The sequence below is a fragment of the Cognatiyoonia sp. genome (assembly GCF_965661665.1).
Taxonomy (GTDB): Bacteria; Pseudomonadota; Alphaproteobacteria; order Rhodobacterales; family Rhodobacteraceae; genus Cognatiyoonia.
The window spans coordinates 12,650-33,230 of record NZ_CBFIEO010000022.1; the positions used below are offsets into that span (position 1 = coordinate 12,650).

Below are 20,581 nucleotides of genomic sequence, written 5' to 3' on the forward strand. Positions count from 1 at the left end.
CCGACGCGAGGTGCTGCTGCCAAATGATTGCCACTGAAGACTTGAACCAGGTTCTGTCGCTTGCTCCGATTGCTATGAACCCAAAAGCGGGCAAATGGCGGACGGAAGCGATGCGCAGCCATTCCACGCCCCGACTGCTGTTTGTGGCCAAAGGTCAGGGCCGGATCACCATTGCAGGGCTGACACGTGGCTTTGGCCCCAACAACGTGATCTTCATTCCAGCCAAGACGATGTACGGCTACACATTGGGCCCGACCGTCTTTGGACAGATGTTGACGATCCCCGCTGCAATGGCACCGGAATGGCCGGATGAGCCGGCACACCTCCGTCTGAGAGATGTCGCGGTACAGAAAGACTTTGCAAGCTTATTGGATGGTTTGGAAAGCGAACTGTCAACCAACACTGATGCAAGTCGCCGCGCGGCGCATTACCAGCTCGGGCTGGTGTCCGTCTTTTTAGAGCGTCAGCTCGATGCGCACAGCGACCTTCAGCAAGACGATCGCTTGCACACGTCGGCGGCGCGGGTCGTTGCGGCCTACACCGATCTTGTTGAGCGTGACTTCCGATCCAAAATAGGTGTTGCCGATTATGCAGCGGCGCTTGGCGTGACGCCGACGCACTTGACGCGGTGCTGCAATGTCACCTGTGGCCGTTCTGCGTTGGAACTGCTGACGGATCGAAAACACTTTGAAGCGTGCTCCCTGCTCAGGGACACAAAACAACCCGTAAACCAGATTGCCTCGTCGCTTGGCTTTAGCTCCGCTGCTTACTTTAGCCGCGCGTTTCAGAGCAAAGCAGGCCGTTCACCGTCTCAATTTCGGAAATTTGGCGGGCAATCGAAGCCGTAGGTATCACGATCTAATGAGTAAAAAGGGATCCAAACCAGAAAATGTCGCTTTTGCGCCCTTGATTGGTCGCAAAACAACGTCGAATTTCTCATCATACCGTTGACCTGCGCACAAAAAACGTGCGGAATAGGCGACGATGGGAACAACGGCTGATGTCGCAAAAATGCAATGTCAGCCTCCAAGAAAGAAACCCATTCAATATGTCACAGGGAGAAAATGACATGAAATTATCGAAAATTGCGTTGCCAGCCCTCGGCACGACAATCCTGGCTGCGTCTATGTCGATGTCTACAGCTGCGTACGCTTGCAGTGAAGTTCAAATTGCTGAATGGAACTGGGCATCAGGCGAACTGATGGCGAACGTTGACGCATTCATCCTTGAGAACGGCTACGGCTGCGACGTTGAGCTGGTTCCAGGCGCGACAACAACAACATTCGCATCCATGAACGAAAAAGCACAGCCAGACGTCGCTGGTGAGCTTTGGATCAACGCTGTGCGTGAGCCGCTCTTTGCTGCTATGGACGAAGGTCGTTTGCACTCCGCTATCGAAGGACCGATTACAGACCTCGGTGAAGGCTGGTGGGTGACACCTGCGTTCAAGGAAGCTTATCCAGAGCTCGACACAGTTGTGAAAATCCTTGAGCGTCCGGACCTATTCCCACACTCCGAAGATCCGTCCAAAGGCGCGTTCATCGGTTGCCCAGCAGGTTGGGGTTGCCAGTTGGCAAACGCTAACCTGTTCCGTGCATTCGACATGGAAGAAAAAGGCTGGGTTCTGGTTGATCCAGGTTCCGCAGCAGGTCTCGACGGTTCTATGGCGAAAGCGGCAGAGCGCGGTGAGAACTGGCTTGGTTATTACTGGTCGCCAACTGCTCTGATCGGCAAGTACAACATGCAGCTCGTTGACTTCGGTGTGCCATTTGCTGGAGCAGACAACTGGGACGGCTGCATCGTGAAGCCAGAGCAGGAGTGTGCTGATCCACAGCCATCCGCATGGACAAAGTCTGAAGTTCACACAGTGATCACAGACGAGTTCAAGCAGGCTGGCGGCGTTGCAGTTGATTACTTCTCCAACCGCATCTTCCCTGGTGAAATCATGAACTCCATGCTGGTTTACATGGCCGACGAACAGGCTGGTGGCGAAGATGCTGCTATCGAATTCCTGCTGCGTCACTCAGACCTGTGGAAGACATGGGTATCAGACGAAGCAGCGGCAAAAATCGAAGCCGCACTTTAAGCTGACTTGATAGGGGGTCCGCCGGCCTTTCCTTTGGCTGGCGGGCCCTTTTTTTGAACCTTTTTTAAGGGGAAAAGGGGAACATCATGGCTTCGACGAGCATTGTCGATTTCGAAAAGTTGAACTGGATCGAGCCTCCAGTCATGGGGCGGCAAGCCCTCAGGGACGTGAAAAAGAGCATCGACGGAACATTTAGGGACTTCACCCGTGAGAATGGCGAATGGATCGAGGCAATCTTCGACCCGCTCAAGTGGTTCCTGCTTTGGCTCGAGGACGTTTTCCTCGCCACACCTTGGCCGATCTTCATGCTGGCTGCTGCGGCGCTTGCGTATCTTGGCTCACGAAGCATCAAACTCGCCCTCGGCGTGGTCGCAGCCTTATTCCTGATTGGGTGGCTCGACATGTGGGAAGACACTATGACGACCCTCGCCATGGTCTCGGTCGCGACGATCATGTGTATCGTGATTGGCATCCCCATCGGCATTTGGATGTCGAGGTCTGACCGCGTTCAAGGGGCGATTGTGCCAATCCTTGACCTGATGCAAACCATCCCCGCCTTTGTTTACTTGATCCCCGTGGTTATGTTGCTGGGTATTGGTAAGGCCCCTGCTCTCCTCGCGGTGTTGGTCTATGCAATCCCGCCGATCGTGCGATTGACCAACCTCGGCATCAGATTGGTCGACAAGGAAGTCCTTGAAGCCGCTGACGCCTTTGGTGCCTCGCAAAGAGAGCGACTGTGGGGCGTGCAAATCCCCCTCGCACTTCCAAACATCTTTGCGGGTGTGAACCAGACCATCATGATGGCCTTGGGTATGGTTGTGATTGCGGCGATGATTGGGGGCTCCGGCCTCGGTACGCCCGTGTTGCGCGCAATTTCGAACCAGTACTTGGCGCTTGGCGTCTTTAACGGACTCGCGATTGTTGCGATTGCGATCATCTTCGATCGTGTGTCTCAAGCCTATGGTAAGCGGTTGCAGAAACACCGCGAAGGAGGCCACGGTGTCTGATCTCAAAATCCAAATCAAGAACCTGTACAAGATCTTTGGTCCAAACGGCACCAAGCAGATTGAAAAGGTCAAGAACGGCGTCGGCAAGGCGGAACTCCTTGCAGATCACGGCCACGTCCTTGGCTTGGAGAACGTGAGCGTTGATATTCCAGCACGGAAAATTCAGGTCATCATGGGTTTGTCGGGGTCCGGCAAATCCACCCTGATCCGCCACATCAACCGATTGATCGATCCAACGGCTGGTGAAATCCTTGTCGATGGCAAAGACGTTCTGTCGATGTCAGCGGACGAGCTTCAGCACTTCCGGCGCTTTGGGGCGTCAATGGTGTTCCAGAAGTTCGGCTTGTTGCCGCACCGCACCATTATTGAGAACTGCATGTATGGCGTAAAGATTCAGGGTGTTCCTGATGCGGATGCCGTGCCGCGTGCCCAGAAATGGCTGGAACGTGTGGGCCTGAAAGGGTTTGAGGATCGCTATCCTGCCCAGCTTTCGGGCGGTATGCAGCAGCGTGTGGGTCTTGCCCGTGCGTTGGCAACGGATGCCGAAATCCTTCTGATGGACGAGGCGTTCTCCGCCCTCGACCCGCTCATTCGGATGGACATGCAGGACGTGTTGCTTGACCTGCAGGAGGAGCTTCACAAGACGATCGTGTTCATCACACACGACTTGGACGAAGCGCTGCGGATTGGCGACAACATCTGTATCCTTCGGGATGGGGCAGTTGTTCAGGCAGGTGCGCCTCAGGAAATCGTTTTGAACCCTGCAGACGAATACGTCCGCGACTTCATTCAGGAGATCAACCGCTCCCGAGTGTTGGAAGTTGGCACCGTGGCAAAGAAGGGCACATCGAAAAGCAAATGTGTTCTGCCGCATGACACGACGATTGAGGATGCGTTGCAGATCATCTCAAACGCCGACGTCACGACAGCGACGGTCACGCAGGATGGTGACAAAGTTGGTGTCGCAACCTTGGCTGACATGATCGCGGCCATCGCCAAGCCTGAAGGTGAGAAAAAAGGTATCGAGAGTTACCGTTAAGATTAGCTTTCACCCAAAGATAAATGGCGCCGCGAGGCGCCATTTATCGTTAGTAACCAAGAATGACTGAGACGTAATTTCGTGTCTCTCGATAGGGTGGGATGCCGCCATATTGCTCCACCGCTGCGGGACCAGCATTGTAGGCCGCCAGCGCTAACCGCCAATTGCCGAACTTTTGATATTGCTCGCGCAAATATCGCGCACCCCCTTCAAGGTTTTCCTGAGCATTGTGGGGATCGACGCTCAGATATCGCGCCGTTGATGGCATCAGTTGTGCCAGACCCAGCGCGCCTTTCGGGGACTTCGCCCGCGCGTTCCAACCACTTTCCTGCTGAACAAGTCGCAAGAACAGATCGACAGGAATACCGTTCGCTCGCGCGGCGGTTTCGGCCATCTGGATGTAGGGACCGTTGTAACGTCCAACATAGGCCGGAATGGACCCCGGCGCACCGGGCACGACGATCTTTGGCGGCTGTAGGCGAATTGAGCTGTTGTATTGGTCAGCGGCGCGACCATCTAGAACGTCCAGCTGGCTTTGAAAAAGGGCGGTGCGCGACCGTGTCGACACGGTTTCTTGCGCCACTGCCGTTGTTGCGAGCGTCACGATCACTCCAGCGCAAAGCCCGGACTTCATCCGGCATCCCCCTTTTGTTGGCGCTCAATTTAGCCGTTTCTTTTCGAATAACCAGCTCAAGCTTGGTAAAGGCTCTGTTAACTATGTTCCGGCATCCCTATTCTATTCCAAACCAAAAGAAGATTCGTGGGGGTGCCGATATGGCGGGATCAGTGAACAAGGTTATTCTCATCGGCAATCTGGGTCGTGATCCAGAGGTGCGGACGTTCCAAAATGGTGGCAAGGTCTGCAACCTGCGCATCGCGACGTCGGAGAATTGGAAAGACCGGAACACCGGTGAACGCCGCGAAAAGACGGAATGGCATTCGGTCGCGATTTTCTCTGAACCACTCGCGCGGGTGGCGGAGCAGTATCTGCGCAAAGGCTCTAAGGTCTACATTGAAGGTCAGCTAGAGACCCGCAAGTGGCAGGACCAATCCGGTCAGGACCGCTATTCAACCGAAGTTGTTCTGCGCCCTTACACCTCGACACTGACGATGCTGGATGGTCGCGGCGACGGCAGTGATGGCGGTGGTTACAGTGGCGGCGGCTATGGCGGTGACAGTGACGGCTATGACAGCGGTCCATCCAACGGCGGCGGCGGCAGCAATATGGACGACGAAATCCCATTCTAAATAGAGTGGGACGCCTATCGCTGCGCGAGTGCGTCGTTTAGCATACTTAGGACAGCATCTTTTGGCACGTCGGATGTGATGAAGACGTGCCCAATACCCCGCGACAAGATAAACCTAAGTTGACCCGCGACCACCTTCTTGTCCTGTCCCATCAGAGCAAGGAGTGTGTCGGCATCCGGCAAGTAACCCGGTATGTCGGAAAGGTCTGTTTTCATACCCATTTGTTTCAGGTGCTGTCTGACCCGACTGGGGTCTTCTTGACTGCACAGGCCAAGGCGGGACGAAAGTTCAAACGCCAAAGCACAACCAATCGCGACCCCTTCGCCATGCAAAAGCCGATCTGAATAACCCGTGGCCGCTTCCAAAGCGTGACAGAAGGTGTGCCCAAGATTGAGGAGCGCACGGTCGCCCTGCTCCTTCTCATCCCGTTCAACGATATCGGCTTTCATCTCGCAACTGCGGCGCACGGCCCGCACGCGGGCATCCATGTCACCTTCAGCGAGGGCTGGGCCATACTGCTCAAGCCACGTGAAGAACTCAGCATCCCCAAGCAACCCATATTTCACAACCTCGCCGTAGCCAGCGAGGAAATCCCTTTTGGGCAGCGTATTCAAAAGCGATGTATCGGCAAGGACAAGGCTTGGCTGATGAAACGCGCCGATCAGGTTCTTGCCAGACGGCGAATTGATCCCCGTCTTTCCACCAACAGAACTGTCGACCTGCGCCAAGAGAGATGTTGGGATCTGCACGAACCGGACGCCCCGCCGCAAGATCGCAGCGGCAAACCCGCCCAAATCGCCGATGACCCCTCCGCCAAAAGCGACGACGACATCGCCCCGCTCTACCTTTTGCTCAAGCAACCATTCGACTGACCGTTCAAGATGCGGCCAACTTTTCGTCGCTTCGCCCGCTGGCAAAGCAAGCACATCAGACGTCAAGCCAGCACCGCGCAGCACTTCTTGAAGCGAGGCTGCATGGAGGCCACCGACCGTTTCATCGGTGAGGATCGCCACGTGCCCCCGACCGCCTATCGCTGCGATGCGGGCTCCAGCGAGGTCCAGCACTCCAGCGCCGATTTCAATGTCGTATTCCCGACCTGGTAGATTCACATGCACCGTCTCAGTCATTCCATGCGCTCCAAAATCTCTGGCCGTGTCAGCAACAGTGAGATTGTTTGATCAGTGGTCTCATCAATGCTTGCACCATCTTGCACCGGCAGCGACAACACTGCCTTTTGATAAACTGGTGTCCGTTCTGCAAAAATCTGGGAAAGCGTCTGATACGGGTCCGTGGTGCATAGCAAAGGCCGCGTGTCCTTGTGGCGCACCCTCTCCCACAGCAGGTCGAGGTCCGCGTTCAGCCAAACAGAGACACCCTTTTCTTCGATTGTCTTGCGATTGCCTTCCGACATGAACGCCCCACCGCCTGTGGACAGAATGCAAGGCTCCCCTGAAATCAGGCGCTCGATCACCTCCGCCTCCCGTTTCCGAAAAAAGGCTTCGCCATCCCGTTCGAAAATCTCTGCAATGCTGGTCTGGGCGGCTTCGACAATTTCAGCGTCGCTGTCGAGGAACGGCACGTTCAATTTGCTGGCCAACGCACGCCCGATGGCCGTCTTACCCGACCCCATCATGCCCACGAGCACGACCGAGCGATGCAAGGTCAATTTTGCATCTTCATTTTCAACGGTCATGGACACGTAAGGCCCCCTGTTGGCTTGGCTGCACATCGCCTAAGGAAAAATTCTTTCAATGAATGCCGTGAACTTGCGAAAAAGGCCATATATAAAGACAACATAACTGGCGAAAACACAGTAAGTGTGCAGATAAGAAGATGGGGCTCCCAATATGTGGCGATTGATCAAAGTACTGTTTTTTCTTTGCCTGATCGCGGCTGTCGTGCTGGTTGGTTACGCATACCTCGGTCCAATCTTCTTTCCTGCTGACTTTGCAGCCCCCACGTCGGAGTTCAATCAACCGGTGGTGCTGGAAACCGAATGATGCGCGCCCTGCCCGCCTTCACGTTTGCTGTGGCAGTCTGGTCATCGGTCGCAATGGGTCAGGATCAGCCCCTATCGGCGATCGATTGGCTGTCGGACAGCGTGCGAATGGCACCGGAGGAGGCAGACCCGATTGGCCCGCCAACGGCGACAAGCGCGACCCCTCCGCCTGTGGCTGTCACATCACTTGATGCGCCGTCACCCAATGCCTTGGGCATTCTGTCACCAAGTTTAACTGATTTTCCATCTGCTCTTTGGGCACGCAGCAATGAAGACGACCTCATCACGTTGATCTCAAACATGTCAGCGCCCAGCTTGCCCGTGCTGAACGATGTCCTGACCACACTGCTTTTGGCGCAGGCAGATGCCCCACTGGGATCAACGGCAGAGGGGCGCTTTTTCCTCGCCCGTGTGGACAGCTTGCTGTCTTTGGGAAAGTTGCAAGAAGCAGAAGCCCTCCTTCAAGCAGCAACACCGGAAACGCCGGAGCTTTTCCAACGTTATTTCGACGTCACACTTCTTCTTGGCACCGAAGATGATGCCTGCCGCGTGATGGACCAACGCCCGGATGTCGCACCCACATATCCGGCGCGCATCTTTTGTCTTGCACGATCCGGCGATTGGGCAGCGGCGGCGCTGACGTTGAATACGCGCAGAGCGCTGGGGGATATTTCGGACGAAGATGATGTTCTGATCAGCCTTTTCCTCGACCCTGAAGTCATCGAATTGAATGCAGAGCTTCCACCACCAAGCCGTGTGACACCTTTGGTTTTTCGGATGCGCGAAGCAATTGGTGAAACGCTTTCCACACAAGATTTGCCACTCGCCTTTGCACACGCCGACCTGCGCGACACATCAGGCTGGAAAGCGCAACTTGACGCGGCGGAGCGTTTGGCCCGACACAACGCGCTGGACCCAAACCTGCTTCAAGGCCTCTACACATCAAAACGTGCCTCTGCGTCCGGTGGCGTTTGGGATCGCGTCGCAGCCTTTCAGGAACTCGACGCAGCGTTGCGTACGGGCAATTCCCGCAAAGTCTCCCGCGATTTGCCAACCGTTTGGGACGGCATGCAGGCCATTCGCGCTGAAACGACATTTGCGGCCCTTGTCGGCAACTGGCTGGCAGATCAACGGCTGCGGGGCCCTGCCGCTGCTGTAGCGGAAAAGATCGCGCTGCTCGCAGGGCACACACCACCGGCACGATCCATGAGCAATCCATACCTTGCGGCCTTGGGTCAAGGTCGACCACAAGAAGTGATGGCATCGGACCCAATAGCGATCGCTATTCAAGCGGCGTTCAACGGAGCGGGCGGTGACGAAGGGCTCGCAACTGTCATGGAAGAAGGGCGTCTGGGCGAAGCCATCTTGTTAGCACTTGTCATGGCGGAGGATGGGTTGGATGGTGATTTAGATGCGCTAACCAAGGTCATTGTCTTCTTTCAAGAGGCTGGGTTTGAGAACGTCGCCCGCCAAATCGGCCTACAGGTTCTGATACTGGATACTGAGATATGAGCGCGGCCACCCATCCGATGGACCATTGGATCCAAAGCTTTCTGGAGGCTCAAGCCGCCGAATTAGATGCGGCGCAGAATACCCTGCTGGCCTATGGTCGTGATTTGAAAGATTTCGCGGGCTGGCTCGACCATCGCAAACAGCATTTCGCCACCGTCGCTCAAACGGATGTGGAAGACTATATGATTGCCTGCGATACCGAGGGGCTCTCCCCCTCCACGCGCGCGCGGCGTCTGTCTGCGATCAAGCAGATTTTCCGGTTTGCTTTTGAAGAAGGCTGGCGCGAGGACAACCCAGTCATCCAGATCAAAGTGGCGGGGCAGAAAAAATCGCTGCCCAAGACACTTTCGGTGGACGAGGTTGCTGCCCTTCTCAAAGCTTCACGGGACACGGGAAAGGCAAGCTTGCGCAACACCTGTTTACTGGAATTGCTCTACGCGACCGGCATGCGGGTGACAGAACTTGTCACGCTGCCCGTATCTGCGGCACGCGGCGATCCCCGGATGATCCTCGTTCGCGGCAAAGGCGGCAAGGAACGGATGGTGCCCCTTTCACCGCCAGCCCGGGAATCCTTGGTCGCCTATTTGGCAGAGCGGGACGCAGAAGAAGACAAAAAAAAAGCCGTAGGACATCCTGAATCTCGCTTCTTGTTCCCCTCTCGCGGCAAATCAGGGCACCTGACACGGCACCGCTTCTTTGGCCTTATCAAAGAAATCGCTGCAAAAGCGGGTGTGCCGATCGACAAAGTAACCCCACACACATTGCGCCATGCCTTCGCCACGCATTTGCTGGCGGGTGGTGCCGATTTGCGGGCGATCCAGACTATGCTTGGGCACGCGGACGTCGCCACGACAGAGATTTACACGCATGTCTTGGATGAACACCTGACCGAATTGGTGATGACACATCATCCGCTGGCCAAAGCCTCAGACAAAAAATGAGCCTGCCCAAAGCTTTCACCGCCTGATAGTAGACCTTATGCACAACGTTGTTTTTGATACCGCTTTCTGGATCACCGCCGGCGCAATTGCCGTCTTAATCATCTTTTCCGGCATCTTCTCCGGCTCGGAAACGGCGCTGACAGCTGCCTCGCGCGGCAAGCTGCGCGCGAATGCGGATAAGGGCGACGCACGGGCAGAGCGGGCCTTGGACATCACAGAAGACAACGAACGCCTGATCGGCTCCGTCCTTTTGGGCAACAACGTCGTCAATATCGTTGCGACCTCTTTGGCGACATCGCTACTCACCAAACTTTTCGGGCAAAACGGGGTGGCTGCTGCTTCCTTGGTGATGACCATCCTGATCCTGATTTTTGCGGAGGTGCTGCCAAAGACCTATGCCATCTCAAACCCAGAGATTGTTGCGTCGCGCGTCGCCCGACCGATAGGCATCGTAGTTCGACTGTTCTCCCCCATTGTGTCTGCTGTTCGCCTGCTGGTGCGCGGCGTTCTGCGCGTCTTCGGAGTACGAATTGACCCCGACAGCAACATCCTAGCCGTCCGTGAAGAAATCGCAGGCGCCCTGCAGCTGGGTCACTCAGAGGGCATCGTCGAGAAGGAGGACCGCGACCGCATCCTTGGCGCGCTAGATCTCAATGACCGCGCGGTCGAGGAAATCATGCTCCATCGCTCTGGCATTGAAATGATTGATGTCAGCGCGTCAAAGGAGGCGATCCTCAAACAAGTCCTGGAAAGCAAATATACGCGGATTCCTGTTTTCAAAGGCGAGCCGGAGAACATTGTCGGCGTCATCCATGCGAAAGATCTGCTGCGCGCTACACACAACGGCAGCGCAAAGGACTTTGATATTCTGAACGTGGCCAACCCGCCCTACTTCGTGCCGGAGACGACAACGCTCGGCGATCAGATGCGCCAATTCCTCAAGCGCAAAACCCACTTTGCCCTGGTCGTGGACGAATATGGCTCCCTGCAGGGTCTCATCACGCTCGAAGACATTTTGGAAGAGATTGTGGGCGAGATCACCGACGAGTTTGATATTGACGAAGATGACCAGATCGAAGCCACGGACGACGGTGCCTACCTTGTCGAAGGCAGCATGACGATCCGCGATCTCAACCGCGCGCATGATTGGTCCTTGCCCGATGAGGAGGCCAACACCGTCGCGGGCCTTGTCATTCACGAAGCGCAAATGATCCCGCTGGAAGGTCAGGTGTTTTCGTTCCACGGGTTCCGGTTCGAAGTCGTTGAAAAGGACAAGAACCGGATTTCGCAGTTGAAAGTTCGCAAGCTCAGCTAATCAGCGGTCCTTAAACAGCCCAACCAGAATACCGCGCACGATGCGGCGACCGGTTGCGCCTTTCAGTTCCTTCACAACGACTTTGGCAATCGCATCGCCAAAGCCACCTGACTTGCTGGATTTCCATGACGTGGAGCGTCCCGCCTGACCACCATCGTACCTGCGCGCTTGCTTGAACTCGCGTTCTTTGGCCTCTGCGGCTTCCGCCTCCTCAGCCTGTTTCGCGGCTTTGACAGCGCGTTCTTTCAGAAGCGCAATGGCACTTTCGCGGTCCAAGGTTTGATTGTATTTGGCAGCCATTTCGGACCCATCGATCATCGCATCGCGAACGATCCGGTCGAGTGACCCTAGTTGCGAAGACGGCAGACAGATCAGGGTCCGCTCAACAACTGTCGGAGTCCCGCCTTCATCCAAGAGCGATGTCACCGCTTCGCTCGTGCCAACCTCTTGAATGGCTTCAGCCGTGTCAAACTTGGGGTTTTCGCGATATGTCTCTACCGCAAGCTTCAAGTCTTTGTGGTCTTTCGCCGTTAACGCGCGGAGTGCCTGCTGCACACGGTTGCCAAGCTGGCTCAACACATCGTCCGGCACATCCGCTGGGTTCTGTGTGATGAAGAAAACGCCAACCCCTTTGGACCGGATCAAGCGGCCACCTGCTCCACCTTGTCGACCAAAGCCTTGGGCGCATCGTAGAACAGAAGGTGCGCTTCGGCAAAGACGAAGACAAGCTTGAGTTTGTCAGGGTTGCCCACCTCTGGCAGTTCTTCGAAAAGTTCGGACAAAAGCCAAAGCAGGAATGTTGCATAAAGCCGTGGGCTGGCCATGAGTTTATCAGCCGTAAGGATATTGATCTGACCACGGCCGTCAGCGTCGCAGCGGATGATGTCTTTCAAATCCAAAGCAGGCTCACCGAACAGCGATGTGCCACCCTGGTTTTCCAGCAGCAAAAGCTGACGCTGGATCGCACCAGTGGATGACGTGCTGACGTTGCCATAGCGCAGTGACAGGTCTTTCGCGTTCTGCCCCACCCAAACCAATAGCGATTGCAGGTCTTTGAGGTCGAGCAGCGGCAAACCTTCTATGTCTGCGACGCGGAAGGCGACGTTTAGCACACCTTCTTTAACGTCGGTTAGTTCCATTAGACGCGACAAAAGAAGCGGTCCCATTTCCGCTACTGTTGCGCGGATCGGCTGGCCTTGTTCCCCCCCAAAGGTCCCAGAACGTCATCGGGAGCCTGGAATAACTCAAATCGAGCCCGATGGTGTTGGCCCGTTTCATGAAAGCATCATGCAGCTTGAACCCTTAGGTGCTCGATGCGGCAAGACCAGACAGGTCGCCTTTCACGTTCGACAGAAAGACAGGAACGCCAGCGGCTGAGAAGCCTTATGCAAGGATCTGAAGCGTCACGCTTTTACCGGTCACCGTGGCACCGGCGATCAACCCATGGCGGTTCGATCTTTCCTCGCTGTCAGACTGTTGCGCCTTCGGGCGCATTTTTTTTGACAAGGTTTCAGTTGACGGACGCAATGGCGTTGCTTAGGATCCGCGGAAATAGTCGGGTAAGTCCGACAGGGAGAATGAAATCAGGGCCCGTTTTAGGGCCCTTTTTTCATGGCAAGTTCATACCGTTCACGTTTTTTCGCGCTGACACTTGGGGTGCGCCGTGGTAAGTCGCGATGAGCTAGAAAAATGGAGCATAAAATGTTCAAACCAATTTCCGCATCCTTGCTTGCGGCAACGCTTTTTTGGGGCAGCGCACTCGTGGCGCAAGACGCAACTGACGACGCAGAAGCTGTTGATGAGTCCGGGCTAAGCTTGGGCGAGGAAGTGCAGCAGGCCCCGCGGGAACCACAAGTGGGCGAACCCTTCATAGGGGACGTGTTTGGGGATTGGGCATTGCGCTGCCTAAAGGCAGAGCCTGGTCGCGCGGATCCTTGTCAGCTGTATCAATTGGTCAATGATGACGATGGCAACTCCGTCGCTGAAATCAGCATCTTTCCTATCCCGAACGGCAATCGCGCTGCGGCAGGCGCAACACTCGTTGTCCCTCTGGAGACGCTTTTGACCCAGCAGGTCACGCTCACCATCGATGGTGGCACTGCGCGGCGTTACCCATTCACGTTCTGCAATGCAGCGGGTTGCGTTGCGCGTGTGGGTTTCACAGCTGAAGAAGTTGCCCTTTTCAAGCGTGGCAACAATGCAGAGATGCGGTTGGTCGCAGCAGCGGCGCCGGACAGCGAGGTCAAACTCGATATCTCCCTCACAGGGTTCACAGCAGGGTATGATAGTTTAGAAACTCAGTAAGCAATCTGGGCCGTCTTTGCGGCGGCGCTACGCCGCCTTTACAGCAATCACCGCGTTCAGACCGCCAAAGGCAAAGGCGTTAGAGAGCGCGAATTTTGTCTTTGCCTCACGCGCCACGTTTGGCACAACGTCCAAAGCGCATTCTGGGTCTGGTTCTTCATAATTAATCGTCGGCGCTATGATCCCATCGCGCACCGCCATGATGCAGGCCAACAGCTCCACCGCCCCAGTCCCGCCAATCAAATGCCCATGCATAGATTTTGTGGAAGAGATCATCAGCTGATCCGCATGTGACCCAAAGACATCCGCAACCGCGGCACATTCTGTCTTGTCATTGGCTGCGGTCCCCGTTCCATGCGCGTTAACATAGCCGACGCTGGATTTCTTGATCTTGCCGTCCGTCAGCGCCCCCGCAATGGCCCGCGCCGCACCTTGTTTCGATGGCATGACAATGTCCGCCGCATCTGACGACATAGCAAACCCTGCAACTTCGCAAAGGATGTCCGCGCTGCGCGCTTTGGCGTGTTCATATTCCTCAAAAACGTAAACGCCGGCACCTTCCCCCTGCACCATGCCATTGCGTGTGGCGGAGAAGGGTCGACAGCTATCCTTGGACATGACCCGCAAGCCTTCCCAGGCTTTGATGCCACCAAAGCAAAGCATGCTTTCAGAGCCACCGGTCAGCATCACCTTAGCCATGCCAAAGCGCACCATGTTGAACGCCTGCCCCATCGCATGGTTGGACGACGCACAAGCGGTCGCAACGGTAAAGCTTGGCCCGCGCAAGTTCCATTCCATCGACACATGGCTGGCGGCGGCATTGTTCATGAGTTTCGGCACGATAAACGGATGCACGCGGTTCTTTCCGGTCTCATAAACAACGCGGTAATTTTCGTCTTGCGTATTGAGACCACCGCCAGACGTCCCCAAAACGACACCGGAGCGATCGGCAAGCTTGCCTGTAAATTTGAGCCCAGATTGCTCAATCGCTTGTCGCGCCGCCAGTAAGGTGAACTGCGTGAAACGGTCATAGAGCGCGATTTGCTGACGGTTGAAGTATTCCGCTTCATCATAGTCGGAGACTTGACCGCCGATCTGAATTTGAAGCCGCTCAACGTCGCGGATCTTTAATGGGCCGATGCCAGAGCGTCCTTCGCGCATCGCCTCCATCGTGGCGTCCACATCGCGCCCCAAGGGATTGATCGTCCCTGCTCCTGTGATGACAACCCGCTTCATAGGTTACCCCTTCTGCTCCGCAATCAGGCGATCTACGGCTGTCACAATAGCTTTGACAGATGAGATGTCGAAGTCGCTCTCTTCAGGATTGTTGGCATTGAAAGGCACGGAGATATCGAATTCCTCTTCAATCGCAAAAATGCTTTCAACCAAGGCCAGACTGTCGATGCCAAGCTCTTCAAAACTGTCGGTCAAAGCCACATCGCTTGGTTCAAGCAGAGCCTGCTCTGCCAAGATTTTGATGATTTGATCCTGAGTGCTCATACCAACCTCTTCATCGTCTTTGTGCTGATGTAAGCATCGTCGCGCCGGTTTGAAACAAAAACCTAACGTTCCCGCAGTTCGCGCAGCAAGTCGGGCAAGGCTTTCAGACCCTTTTGCTGCTTGCGATGTTCGGGCATATCAAACGCCGGATAGCCCATCATGAAACGGCCATTCGAGACATTGGACAAAGCAATCGCGGCCCCGCCCAGAACCACATCGGAACCAATGGTGATGTTGTCTTTCACGCCTGATTTTCCGCCCAAAACAGTGCGATCGCCAATCACGCTTGAGCCAGCAATGGCAGTCTGTGCACAAAGCACGCAGTCTTCACCCACAATGACGTTGTGACCCACTTGGACGAGGTTATCGATCTTCGTGCCGCGACCCAACTGCGTTGGGCGAATGGTGCCTGCGTCGACGGTGGAGTTAGCACCAATCTCAACATCATCACCGATTACAACACTGCCCAACGAGTGGATCCGGTGGCGTATTGCGTCCTCTGGTGGATCCAATGGTGTTTTCCCGAGCGTTGCAAAGGCTCGTTCTTCGTTTGATGGGCCTTCGGTCACAAAGGAAAACCCATCCGCGCCAATGACTACGTTTGGATGAAGGATCACGTTGTCGCCAATGACCACATTCCGGCCAATGCGCACCCCAGGGTGTAGTATGCAGCCCGCACCAATCCTTGCGCCCTCCGCGATGGAGACATGAGAGTTGATTTGGGAGTTGGCACCGATGGCGACATCAACACCAATCGTCGAAAACGATCCGATCCAACATCCGTCACCAATCGTAGCGCTAGACGCAATCTCTCCATTCGCCGAGACACCACTTTGGCGCTCAACCTTATCAAAGGCTTGCGTCAATTTGGCCATCGCCAGTCGTGGACGCTCAACAAGGATGGCAGCCTGAAGTCCAAAAGACTGCCAATCACAATCGGCCCAGACAAGCGCAGTACGCGCTTTCGTCTGTCCAAGCGCGTCCAAGTAGCGATATGACACGGCGAGCGCTAGATCGCGATCTGTTGCGGCCAACGGCTCAGCCGGGCGATCCACGGTCAAGGTCGCATCGCCTTGCACATCTGCCCCCAGGGCATTCGCCAGATCGGACAATAGAAGAGCCATGCGCGTTCCCAAATCAGTATGGAACGGTTTTATCCCTGTAGCGGGCTCACCGCCACCCCTTCACGCACAAGCGCGGCCCAGATGCGGGCGTCGCGGCCATAGACATCGCGGCGGAACTGCAATTGCCCCTTCGCGTCCGTGAAAGCTGTCCGATAGGTCAAATGCACTGGAACCGGCGTTTCCAGATCCACGCGGCTTTCGCGCCCTGACTGTAAGCGATCTTGGAACAACCCAACAGGGTCTGACGTTTGCTCAGCAAGCAGCGCATAAGCGAAATCGAACGGGTCATTCAACCGAATGCACCCATGGCTGTAGGCCCGCGTGTCGCGCGCGAAAAGGTTTTTGGCAGGCGTGTCGTGTAGGTAGATGTTGTAGCGATTCGGGAACATGAATTTCACCAGCCCCAAGGCATTTGACCGGCTTGGCGGCTGGCGCATGGCGAATGGGAAGTTGCGTGGGTTAAACTGTGTGAAATCAACCGCTGAACGACTGATCCGCTGGCCTCGACGATCGGTGATTTCCATATGACGCAAAGCATTTGGGTTGCGCTGTAACTGCGGCAGATATTCCTTGGTGATGATGGAGCGCGGCACAAACCAACTCGGGTTGATGACCATAAATTCCATCACATCGGAAAACTCAGGACTTTGACGATCAGGGTCATTGGCGCCGATAACGGACCGTGTTTCGAATGTGATCCGACCGTCATCGACGATCCGCGCTGTAAAGTCCGTCAGGTTCACCCAGATGTGGCGATCCCCAAGACCGCCGTCAGCATTGTTCCATCGCTCACGCTCCATCGCGACGAAAACGGAATGAAGGCGTTGCTCCATTGTGACGTTGATTTGCGAAAGCGTCAAAGCTCCCGCTTCGCCATCTGCTTCCAGACCATGCGCATCTTGAAACCGGCTGACGCCCTGCGCCAATGCATCATCATAAAAGGCGCTGACATTGCGCTCCATAAAGCCCATTTCAATCAACCGGTTGCGCAGCGCGATGACGGCATTACCCGTGTCGCCCAGTTCAAGGGCCTGCGCTGGCACTTTTGCACCCCAGCCGCCGCGCGCAAGATGCTCCTCTAGCTTGATCTTCTCGCCGATCAGGCGGGCGTACTCAAAAGACTGAGGTGGCAGTGCCCGCAGAAACGTTGCGGGTGCGCTTTGCTCAAAGGACACCAGAGTTTCGAGCCGATCTCTCACAGGCACGACCCGCTTGATGAGCGGGTCAATATCACCAGGAACCACGAGCCCTGTTTGGATATCACGGGCGTACGCGAGGAATTGACGGCTAAGAAGCACGTCGAGACGGCCCAATTCGGCCGGTGTCTGAGCTGCGGCAAGTTGGGCCAGAAGCGTTTGGGGATCATAAAGCGCGGCTGGCAGGCCATGGTCTGACGCCTCGGCGTATGCTTGAAGCAAGGCCTGACGCCGCGCGAATGCCTCCGCAGTATTGCTGGTCCAAATACCTTCGAATTGACGCTCGCGATAAAATGCCGCCAGCGCGTCATCACGTGCCGCCGTCTCCGCCACGGCTTGCCGATAGGCCATCACTTGCGCGGTGGCAGCGGTTGCGAATGACAGGACGACGAAAAGAGAAAAAATGGAATAAATTATGCGCAAAATTAGACCCACAGGCCGCAAACGAATTGAACCAATCGTCACAGTCATCTCCCAAGATGTGGTGTAGGGACGTTACACAACGCCCGCCCGCGACTGTCTAATCACAATGTGGCTGTTTGCTGGTATTCCGCCCTCAAGATGTGGCGGTGTTGACTTAGGGTCACAGGTTTTACTGATCTGAAAGTGCGCAAATTCCCGCCTATTCCCATTCCTCCATTCGATTACGGCAAAAAGTTTCTTGGTCCACGAATCTACCTGTGCAATAACGACAGGGCATCTGGGGATGATTTGAACAGCGTGTGGCGCAACACACGCGAACATGGACGCGACGGGGCAACGCTACATATGGGTTCGAAGACGACTACGGGTTTGACGCGGCGAGGGCTGTTGGGCGCGTTTGCGGCGACGGCTATCACCGCCGCACCGACCTTTTCACACGCAGCTGGTTTTTTGCGTGGCGCTGGCGATATTCGTCGGTTGTCCATGTTCTCCGGCCGTACGGGTGAGCGGATCGACACCATCTACTGGATCGAAGGTGAATACATTGGCGACGCACTGCGCGAGATCAACCGTGTGATGCGCGACTGGCGTACTGACGAAGCAGTCAATATCGATACGCGCACGATTGACATCATTGCAGCGTCAGCGCGCTTGATGGAGTCTTCAACGCCGTACCAGTTGCTGTCCGGCTATCGCTCGCCCCAAACCAACGCGCTGCTCCGCTCCCGCTCCCGCGGCGTCGCAAGGAACTCCCTGCACATGAAGGGCCAAGCGGCTGATTTGCGGATGTCTGGCTACTCCGTCTCGCAAATTTCGCGCGCGGCGATTTCGTGCAACGCAGGTGGTGTGGGCCGCTACTCCGGCTCAAACTTTGTGCATATGGATTGCGGCGTGATCCGCAGCTGGGGCCGCTAGGGCCCTTTTTCATTACAATTTCAGATATTTGGCGCACCTGAGAGGAGCCAAGAAAACTCTCTTATCAAACTGCCCTATTTAGACTCATAAGCGCTGATGTCAGACACGTCGCGCCTTGTCCCTGCAGCACCTCAACTTGCCAAAGCGTCGATACAATCTCTTCAGGTTTTTCTCGTTTCCCAGCCATCGCTGATCCTCCAATTTGCGGGACAATCTATCCCAGTTGGTGGACCACTTTCAGGGAGCTACTCGATCATCGTTATCAATTTGTCTGCCTGTAATATGGTCCAGCACAATCGATAATATTATCCAAAGAGTTTCCTGGATATTTCTCGGGCTCATCATAATCCACAACACCAACTAAAACCGGTGAATTTACCTCAAAACCGTTGCGATCTCTATATCTTACGCTGTGAATACACTCCTGACCAAAATTCCAACTATCACCATTGCCTAAGACTGACATGGTGCCATAGTTAATACTAAACCAACCTGTCTCATGGTTTTTAAAGGTATTCAAATCCCGATCAAGCTTTCTACAAATAGGCTCATCATTTGAGGTGGTGCTGTAGCAAAGTTCAATTTCAAATGATGAGTCAACTTTATCTTGGATTGATACGTCACCAATAAAAAAGCCTGCCCGCCCACTATAATACAGAACTTTAGCTCTGGAAGTTGTAGTCCAATCTACCATCATCTGACCTGATTGCATCATCGAGTCATAGGTTTGCGTAGCACGTTCACCTACTGTGGCACCACGTATCTTGTCGACGTAGAAAGTCTGGAAATTGCCGGATTTATAATCTGCCGAGATCAATTGTGCGGCGATTGTTCTAGCTTGCCCAACAGTAAGAGTATCAAAACGGTTCCAGTCTATGTAGGTTTGTTCAATCCAAGTTGAAAGCAGTGGAGCAAAAGTTATCTCATTATCTAGTATCGGCCGAACCAATTCGATTGGATCTGTGCCAAGAACTAAAGAACCCAGATCCGCCAGCTCTCGCGGAATATTATCTTTAATCTTTTTCTCGAAATATTTCTTGGTTCCTGCTTCACCATAACGCGCATTTGCGAGATCAAGTAGATCGAGCAGAGGATCTACGAACAAAAAGCCCTCAGCGAGGGCTTGTTCATAGTTTCGCATTGCAAGGTCAACTTCTCCGCGTTGCTGAAGAAGACGCGCGTTGTGATAAAATTCGGCATACGTGTTTGGGCTAGATATCAATCCACCAGTCTGACCTACTTTTTCAATTTCAGCCAAAACTTGTGCCATCTGCTCATTCAGATCGTTAATATCAACGCCAAGGTTAGCTTGTAGGTCAATCGGTAGAAGCACTGATCCACTGGATGCCAAAACCTTCCCAACATCGTCTCCAGTTAGCGCATAGGCTGTGACCGCAATTTCTACACCTGTCGAGATCGCGCGCGGCGACATCATCAGCATCACATCTGCATTGGCGCTTTTGTATAACTCATCAAAATCTGCGTTGTTAAACTCAACAGCTTCTTGCCACACATCTTCCATCGTAGTGCGGTTGGCGAGGTTAATCTCAAAGTCAGACGCTGTTAGAAGCGCTGCCTCTAAATCAGATGTCAGCTTACGAAGAAAGTCCTCTGGAAGTCCTGTTTCATCAGGTGAGAGCGATTTGAGCGCAATCTTTTTGTCCATGGGGAGTTGCTGAACAAGTTTTGCAGCGACATTGTTTACGACGTCCGTTATTTCGTCCGCAGCTACGTGAAATGGAGCCAGCATTGCAAATGCTAGGGCTATGCACAGATTTTTAATCTTCATTATCATGCTATTGCTCCGTTGTCTGATATCAGTGGTCCACGATTGATGCGTTTGATGATTACCAAGCTCTGCACTTAAGAGGCTTTCTAATTGAAAAGCCGATGCGCCCATCCTATTCAACCACGATCTATAATTTATTATTTTCTATGCATGCTGCGGTTGTCATCGAATACAATGGCGAAA

19 protein-coding genes and 1 pseudogene are annotated in these 20,581 nt (G+C 54.6%); 11 read left to right on the plus strand and 9 right to left on the minus strand.

Annotation, left to right across the window (positions count from 1 at the left end):
• Nucleotides 1-23 precede the first annotated feature (23 nt).
• The 4 genes from ACTF5F_RS12740 (at nt 24) to ACTF5F_RS12755 (ending at nt 4,132) form a co-directional block, all read left to right on the plus strand.
• Nucleotides 24-848 carry a helix-turn-helix domain-containing protein gene (locus ACTF5F_RS12740; protein ID WP_438957249.1) on the plus strand — a complete coding sequence of 275 codons (825 nt, stop codon included), beginning with the start codon at nt 24-26 and terminating at the stop codon, nt 846-848.
• A 221-nt stretch (nt 849-1,069) separates the two neighbouring features.
• Nucleotides 1,070-2,086 (plus strand): ABC transporter substrate-binding protein, encoded by a 1,017-nt coding sequence (locus ACTF5F_RS12745; RefSeq protein ID WP_438957250.1) that lies wholly within the window; start codon nt 1,070-1,072, stop codon nt 2,084-2,086.
• An 86-nt stretch (nt 2,087-2,172) separates the two neighbouring features.
• Nucleotides 2,173-3,093 (plus strand): ABC transporter permease, encoded by a 921-nt coding sequence (locus ACTF5F_RS12750; protein WP_438957251.1) that lies wholly within the window; start codon nt 2,173-2,175, stop codon nt 3,091-3,093.
• Nucleotides 3,047-4,132 carry a quaternary amine ABC transporter ATP-binding protein gene (locus ACTF5F_RS12755; RefSeq protein WP_438957252.1) on the plus strand — a complete coding sequence of 362 codons (1,086 nt, stop codon included), beginning with the start codon at nt 3,047-3,049 and terminating at the stop codon, nt 4,130-4,132. The genes ACTF5F_RS12750 and ACTF5F_RS12755 overlap by 47 nt, the downstream gene beginning before the upstream one ends.
• 49 nt (nt 4,133-4,181) lie before the next feature.
• On the opposite strand, the gene ACTF5F_RS12760 is transcribed toward ACTF5F_RS12755, so the two are convergent.
• Nucleotides 4,182-4,766, minus strand: coding sequence for a lytic transglycosylase domain-containing protein (locus ACTF5F_RS12760; protein WP_438957253.1), 585 nt, complete (start codon nt 4,764-4,766; stop codon nt 4,182-4,184).
• 140 nt (nt 4,767-4,906) lie between these two features.
• Between ACTF5F_RS12760 and ssb the strand changes: the two genes are divergently transcribed.
• Nucleotides 4,907-5,380 carry a single-stranded DNA-binding protein gene (gene ssb / locus ACTF5F_RS12765; RefSeq protein ID WP_438957254.1) on the plus strand — a complete coding sequence of 158 codons (474 nt, stop codon included), beginning with the start codon at nt 4,907-4,909 and terminating at the stop codon, nt 5,378-5,380.
• 14 nt (nt 5,381-5,394) lie between these two features.
• On the opposite strand, the gene aroB is transcribed toward ssb, so the two are convergent.
• Both aroB and ACTF5F_RS12775 read right to left on the minus strand, forming a co-directional pair.
• Complete coding sequence (gene aroB, locus ACTF5F_RS12770; RefSeq protein WP_438957255.1) at nt 5,395-6,507, minus strand: 3-dehydroquinate synthase; 1,113 nt, start codon at nt 6,505-6,507, stop codon at nt 5,395-5,397.
• Nucleotides 6,504-7,073 (minus strand): shikimate kinase, encoded by a 570-nt coding sequence (locus ACTF5F_RS12775; RefSeq protein ID WP_438957256.1) that lies wholly within the window; start codon nt 7,071-7,073, stop codon nt 6,504-6,506. Before ACTF5F_RS12775 ends, aroB begins: the two co-directional genes overlap by 4 nt.
• A gap of 154 nt (nt 7,074-7,227) precedes the next feature.
• On the opposite strand from ACTF5F_RS12775, the gene ACTF5F_RS12780 reads away from it, so the two are divergent.
• Genes ACTF5F_RS12780 through ACTF5F_RS12795 form a run of 4 tightly spaced genes read left to right on the plus strand, consistent with a single transcriptional unit; the run spans nt 7,228 to nt 11,147 of the window.
• Nucleotides 7,228-7,380 (plus strand): hypothetical protein, encoded by a 153-nt coding sequence (locus ACTF5F_RS12780; RefSeq protein WP_438957257.1) that lies wholly within the window; start codon nt 7,228-7,230, stop codon nt 7,378-7,380.
• Entirely contained in the window at nt 7,377-8,891 is a 1,515-nt protein-coding gene (locus ACTF5F_RS12785; RefSeq protein ID WP_438957258.1) for a hypothetical protein, read from the plus strand. Before ACTF5F_RS12780 ends, ACTF5F_RS12785 begins: the two co-directional genes overlap by 4 nt.
• Entirely contained in the window at nt 8,888-9,832 is a 945-nt protein-coding gene (locus ACTF5F_RS12790) for a tyrosine recombinase (RefSeq protein ID WP_438957259.1), read from the plus strand. The genes ACTF5F_RS12785 and ACTF5F_RS12790 overlap by 4 nt, the downstream gene beginning before the upstream one ends.
• A gap of 37 nt (nt 9,833-9,869) precedes the next feature.
• Nucleotides 9,870-11,147 (plus strand): HlyC/CorC family transporter, encoded by a 1,278-nt coding sequence (locus tag ACTF5F_RS12795; RefSeq protein WP_438957260.1) that lies wholly within the window; start codon nt 9,870-9,872, stop codon nt 11,145-11,147.
• Here the strand turns inward: ACTF5F_RS12795 and ACTF5F_RS12800 are convergent.
• A pseudogene (locus ACTF5F_RS12800) lies at nt 11,148-12,641 on the minus strand (helicase HerA-like domain-containing protein). It lies immediately after the preceding gene.
• Nucleotides 12,642-12,848: 207 nt separating this feature from the next.
• Here ACTF5F_RS12800 and ACTF5F_RS12805 point away from each other — a divergent pair.
• Nucleotides 12,849-13,451: an invasion associated locus B family protein gene (locus ACTF5F_RS12805; protein WP_438957261.1), complete on the plus strand. Its 603-nt coding sequence runs from the start codon at nt 12,849-12,851 to the stop codon at nt 13,449-13,451.
• A gap of 27 nt (nt 13,452-13,478) precedes the next feature.
• Here ACTF5F_RS12805 and ACTF5F_RS12810 read toward each other — a convergent pair whose 3' ends face one another.
• The 4 genes from ACTF5F_RS12810 to ACTF5F_RS12825 all read right to left on the minus strand — a co-directional run bounded on the left by ACTF5F_RS12810 (nt 13,479) and on the right by ACTF5F_RS12825 (nt 17,622).
• On the minus strand, nt 13,479-14,687 hold the full coding sequence (locus tag ACTF5F_RS12810; protein WP_438957262.1) for a beta-ketoacyl-[acyl-carrier-protein] synthase family protein: 1,209 nt from the start codon (nt 14,685-14,687) through the stop codon (nt 13,479-13,481).
• A 3-nt stretch (nt 14,688-14,690) separates the two neighbouring features.
• A complete protein-coding gene (locus tag ACTF5F_RS12815) occupies nt 14,691-14,951 on the minus strand; it encodes an acyl carrier protein (protein WP_438957263.1) in 261 nt (86 codons plus the stop codon).
• Nucleotides 14,952-15,013: 62 nt separating this feature from the next.
• Complete coding sequence (locus ACTF5F_RS12820; RefSeq protein ID WP_438957264.1) at nt 15,014-16,075, minus strand: UDP-3-O-(3-hydroxymyristoyl)glucosamine N-acyltransferase; 1,062 nt, start codon at nt 16,073-16,075, stop codon at nt 15,014-15,016.
• Between the two features lie 29 nt (nt 16,076-16,104).
• Complete coding sequence (locus ACTF5F_RS12825) at nt 16,105-17,622, minus strand: L,D-transpeptidase family protein (RefSeq protein WP_438957267.1); 1,518 nt, start codon at nt 17,620-17,622, stop codon at nt 16,105-16,107.
• 417 nt (nt 17,623-18,039) lie between these two features.
• Here ACTF5F_RS12825 and ACTF5F_RS12830 point away from each other — a divergent pair, with 417 nt between their 5' ends.
• A complete protein-coding gene (locus tag ACTF5F_RS12830; RefSeq protein WP_438957265.1) occupies nt 18,040-18,609 on the plus strand; it encodes a YcbK family protein in 570 nt (189 codons plus the stop codon).
• A gap of 262 nt (nt 18,610-18,871) precedes the next feature.
• Here ACTF5F_RS12830 and ACTF5F_RS12835 read toward each other — a convergent pair whose 3' ends face one another.
• Nucleotides 18,872-20,404 (minus strand): hypothetical protein, encoded by a 1,533-nt coding sequence (locus ACTF5F_RS12835; protein WP_438957266.1) that lies wholly within the window; start codon nt 20,402-20,404, stop codon nt 18,872-18,874.
• Nucleotides 20,405-20,581 lie beyond the last annotated feature (177 nt).

Bases quoted from the DNA above. Each gene is read 5' to 3' on its own strand.
- ACTF5F_RS12740 (WP_438957249.1), top strand. From the start codon at position 24: ATGATTGCCACTGAAGACTTGAACCAGGTTCTGTCGCTTGCTCCGATT.
- ACTF5F_RS12745 (WP_438957250.1), top strand. From the start codon at position 1,070: ATGAAATTATCGAAAATTGCGTTGCCAGCCCTCGGCACGACAATCCTG.
- ACTF5F_RS12750 (WP_438957251.1), top strand. From the start codon at position 2,173: ATGGCTTCGACGAGCATTGTCGATTTCGAAAAGTTGAACTGGATCGAG.
- ACTF5F_RS12755 (WP_438957252.1), top strand. From the start codon at position 3,047: ATGGTAAGCGGTTGCAGAAACACCGCGAAGGAGGCCACGGTGTCTGAT.
- ACTF5F_RS12760 (WP_438957253.1), bottom strand. From the start codon at position 4,766: ATGAAGTCCGGGCTTTGCGCTGGAGTGATCGTGACGCTCGCAACAACG.
- ssb (WP_438957254.1), top strand. From the start codon at position 4,907: ATGGCGGGATCAGTGAACAAGGTTATTCTCATCGGCAATCTGGGTCGT.
- aroB (WP_438957255.1), bottom strand. From the start codon at position 6,507: ATGACTGAGACGGTGCATGTGAATCTACCAGGTCGGGAATACGACATT.
- ACTF5F_RS12775 (WP_438957256.1), bottom strand. From the start codon at position 7,073: ATGACCGTTGAAAATGAAGATGCAAAATTGACCTTGCATCGCTCGGTC.
- ACTF5F_RS12780 (WP_438957257.1), top strand. From the start codon at position 7,228: ATGTGGCGATTGATCAAAGTACTGTTTTTTCTTTGCCTGATCGCGGCT.
- ACTF5F_RS12785 (WP_438957258.1), top strand. From the start codon at position 7,377: ATGATGCGCGCCCTGCCCGCCTTCACGTTTGCTGTGGCAGTCTGGTCA.
- ACTF5F_RS12790 (WP_438957259.1), top strand. From the start codon at position 8,888: ATGAGCGCGGCCACCCATCCGATGGACCATTGGATCCAAAGCTTTCTG.
- ACTF5F_RS12795 (WP_438957260.1), top strand. From the start codon at position 9,870: ATGCACAACGTTGTTTTTGATACCGCTTTCTGGATCACCGCCGGCGCA.
- ACTF5F_RS12805 (WP_438957261.1), top strand. From the start codon at position 12,849: ATGTTCAAACCAATTTCCGCATCCTTGCTTGCGGCAACGCTTTTTTGG.
- ACTF5F_RS12810 (WP_438957262.1), bottom strand. From the start codon at position 14,687: ATGAAGCGGGTTGTCATCACAGGAGCAGGGACGATCAATCCCTTGGGG.
- ACTF5F_RS12815 (WP_438957263.1), bottom strand. From the start codon at position 14,951: ATGAGCACTCAGGATCAAATCATCAAAATCTTGGCAGAGCAGGCTCTG.
- ACTF5F_RS12820 (WP_438957264.1), bottom strand. From the start codon at position 16,075: ATGGCTCTTCTATTGTCCGATCTGGCGAATGCCCTGGGGGCAGATGTG.
- ACTF5F_RS12825 (WP_438957267.1), bottom strand. From the start codon at position 17,622: ATGGCCTATCGGCAAGCCGTGGCGGAGACGGCGGCACGTGATGACGCG.
- ACTF5F_RS12830 (WP_438957265.1), top strand. From the start codon at position 18,040: ATGGGTTCGAAGACGACTACGGGTTTGACGCGGCGAGGGCTGTTGGGC.
- ACTF5F_RS12835 (WP_438957266.1), bottom strand. From the start codon at position 20,404: ATGATAATGAAGATTAAAAATCTGTGCATAGCCCTAGCATTTGCAATG.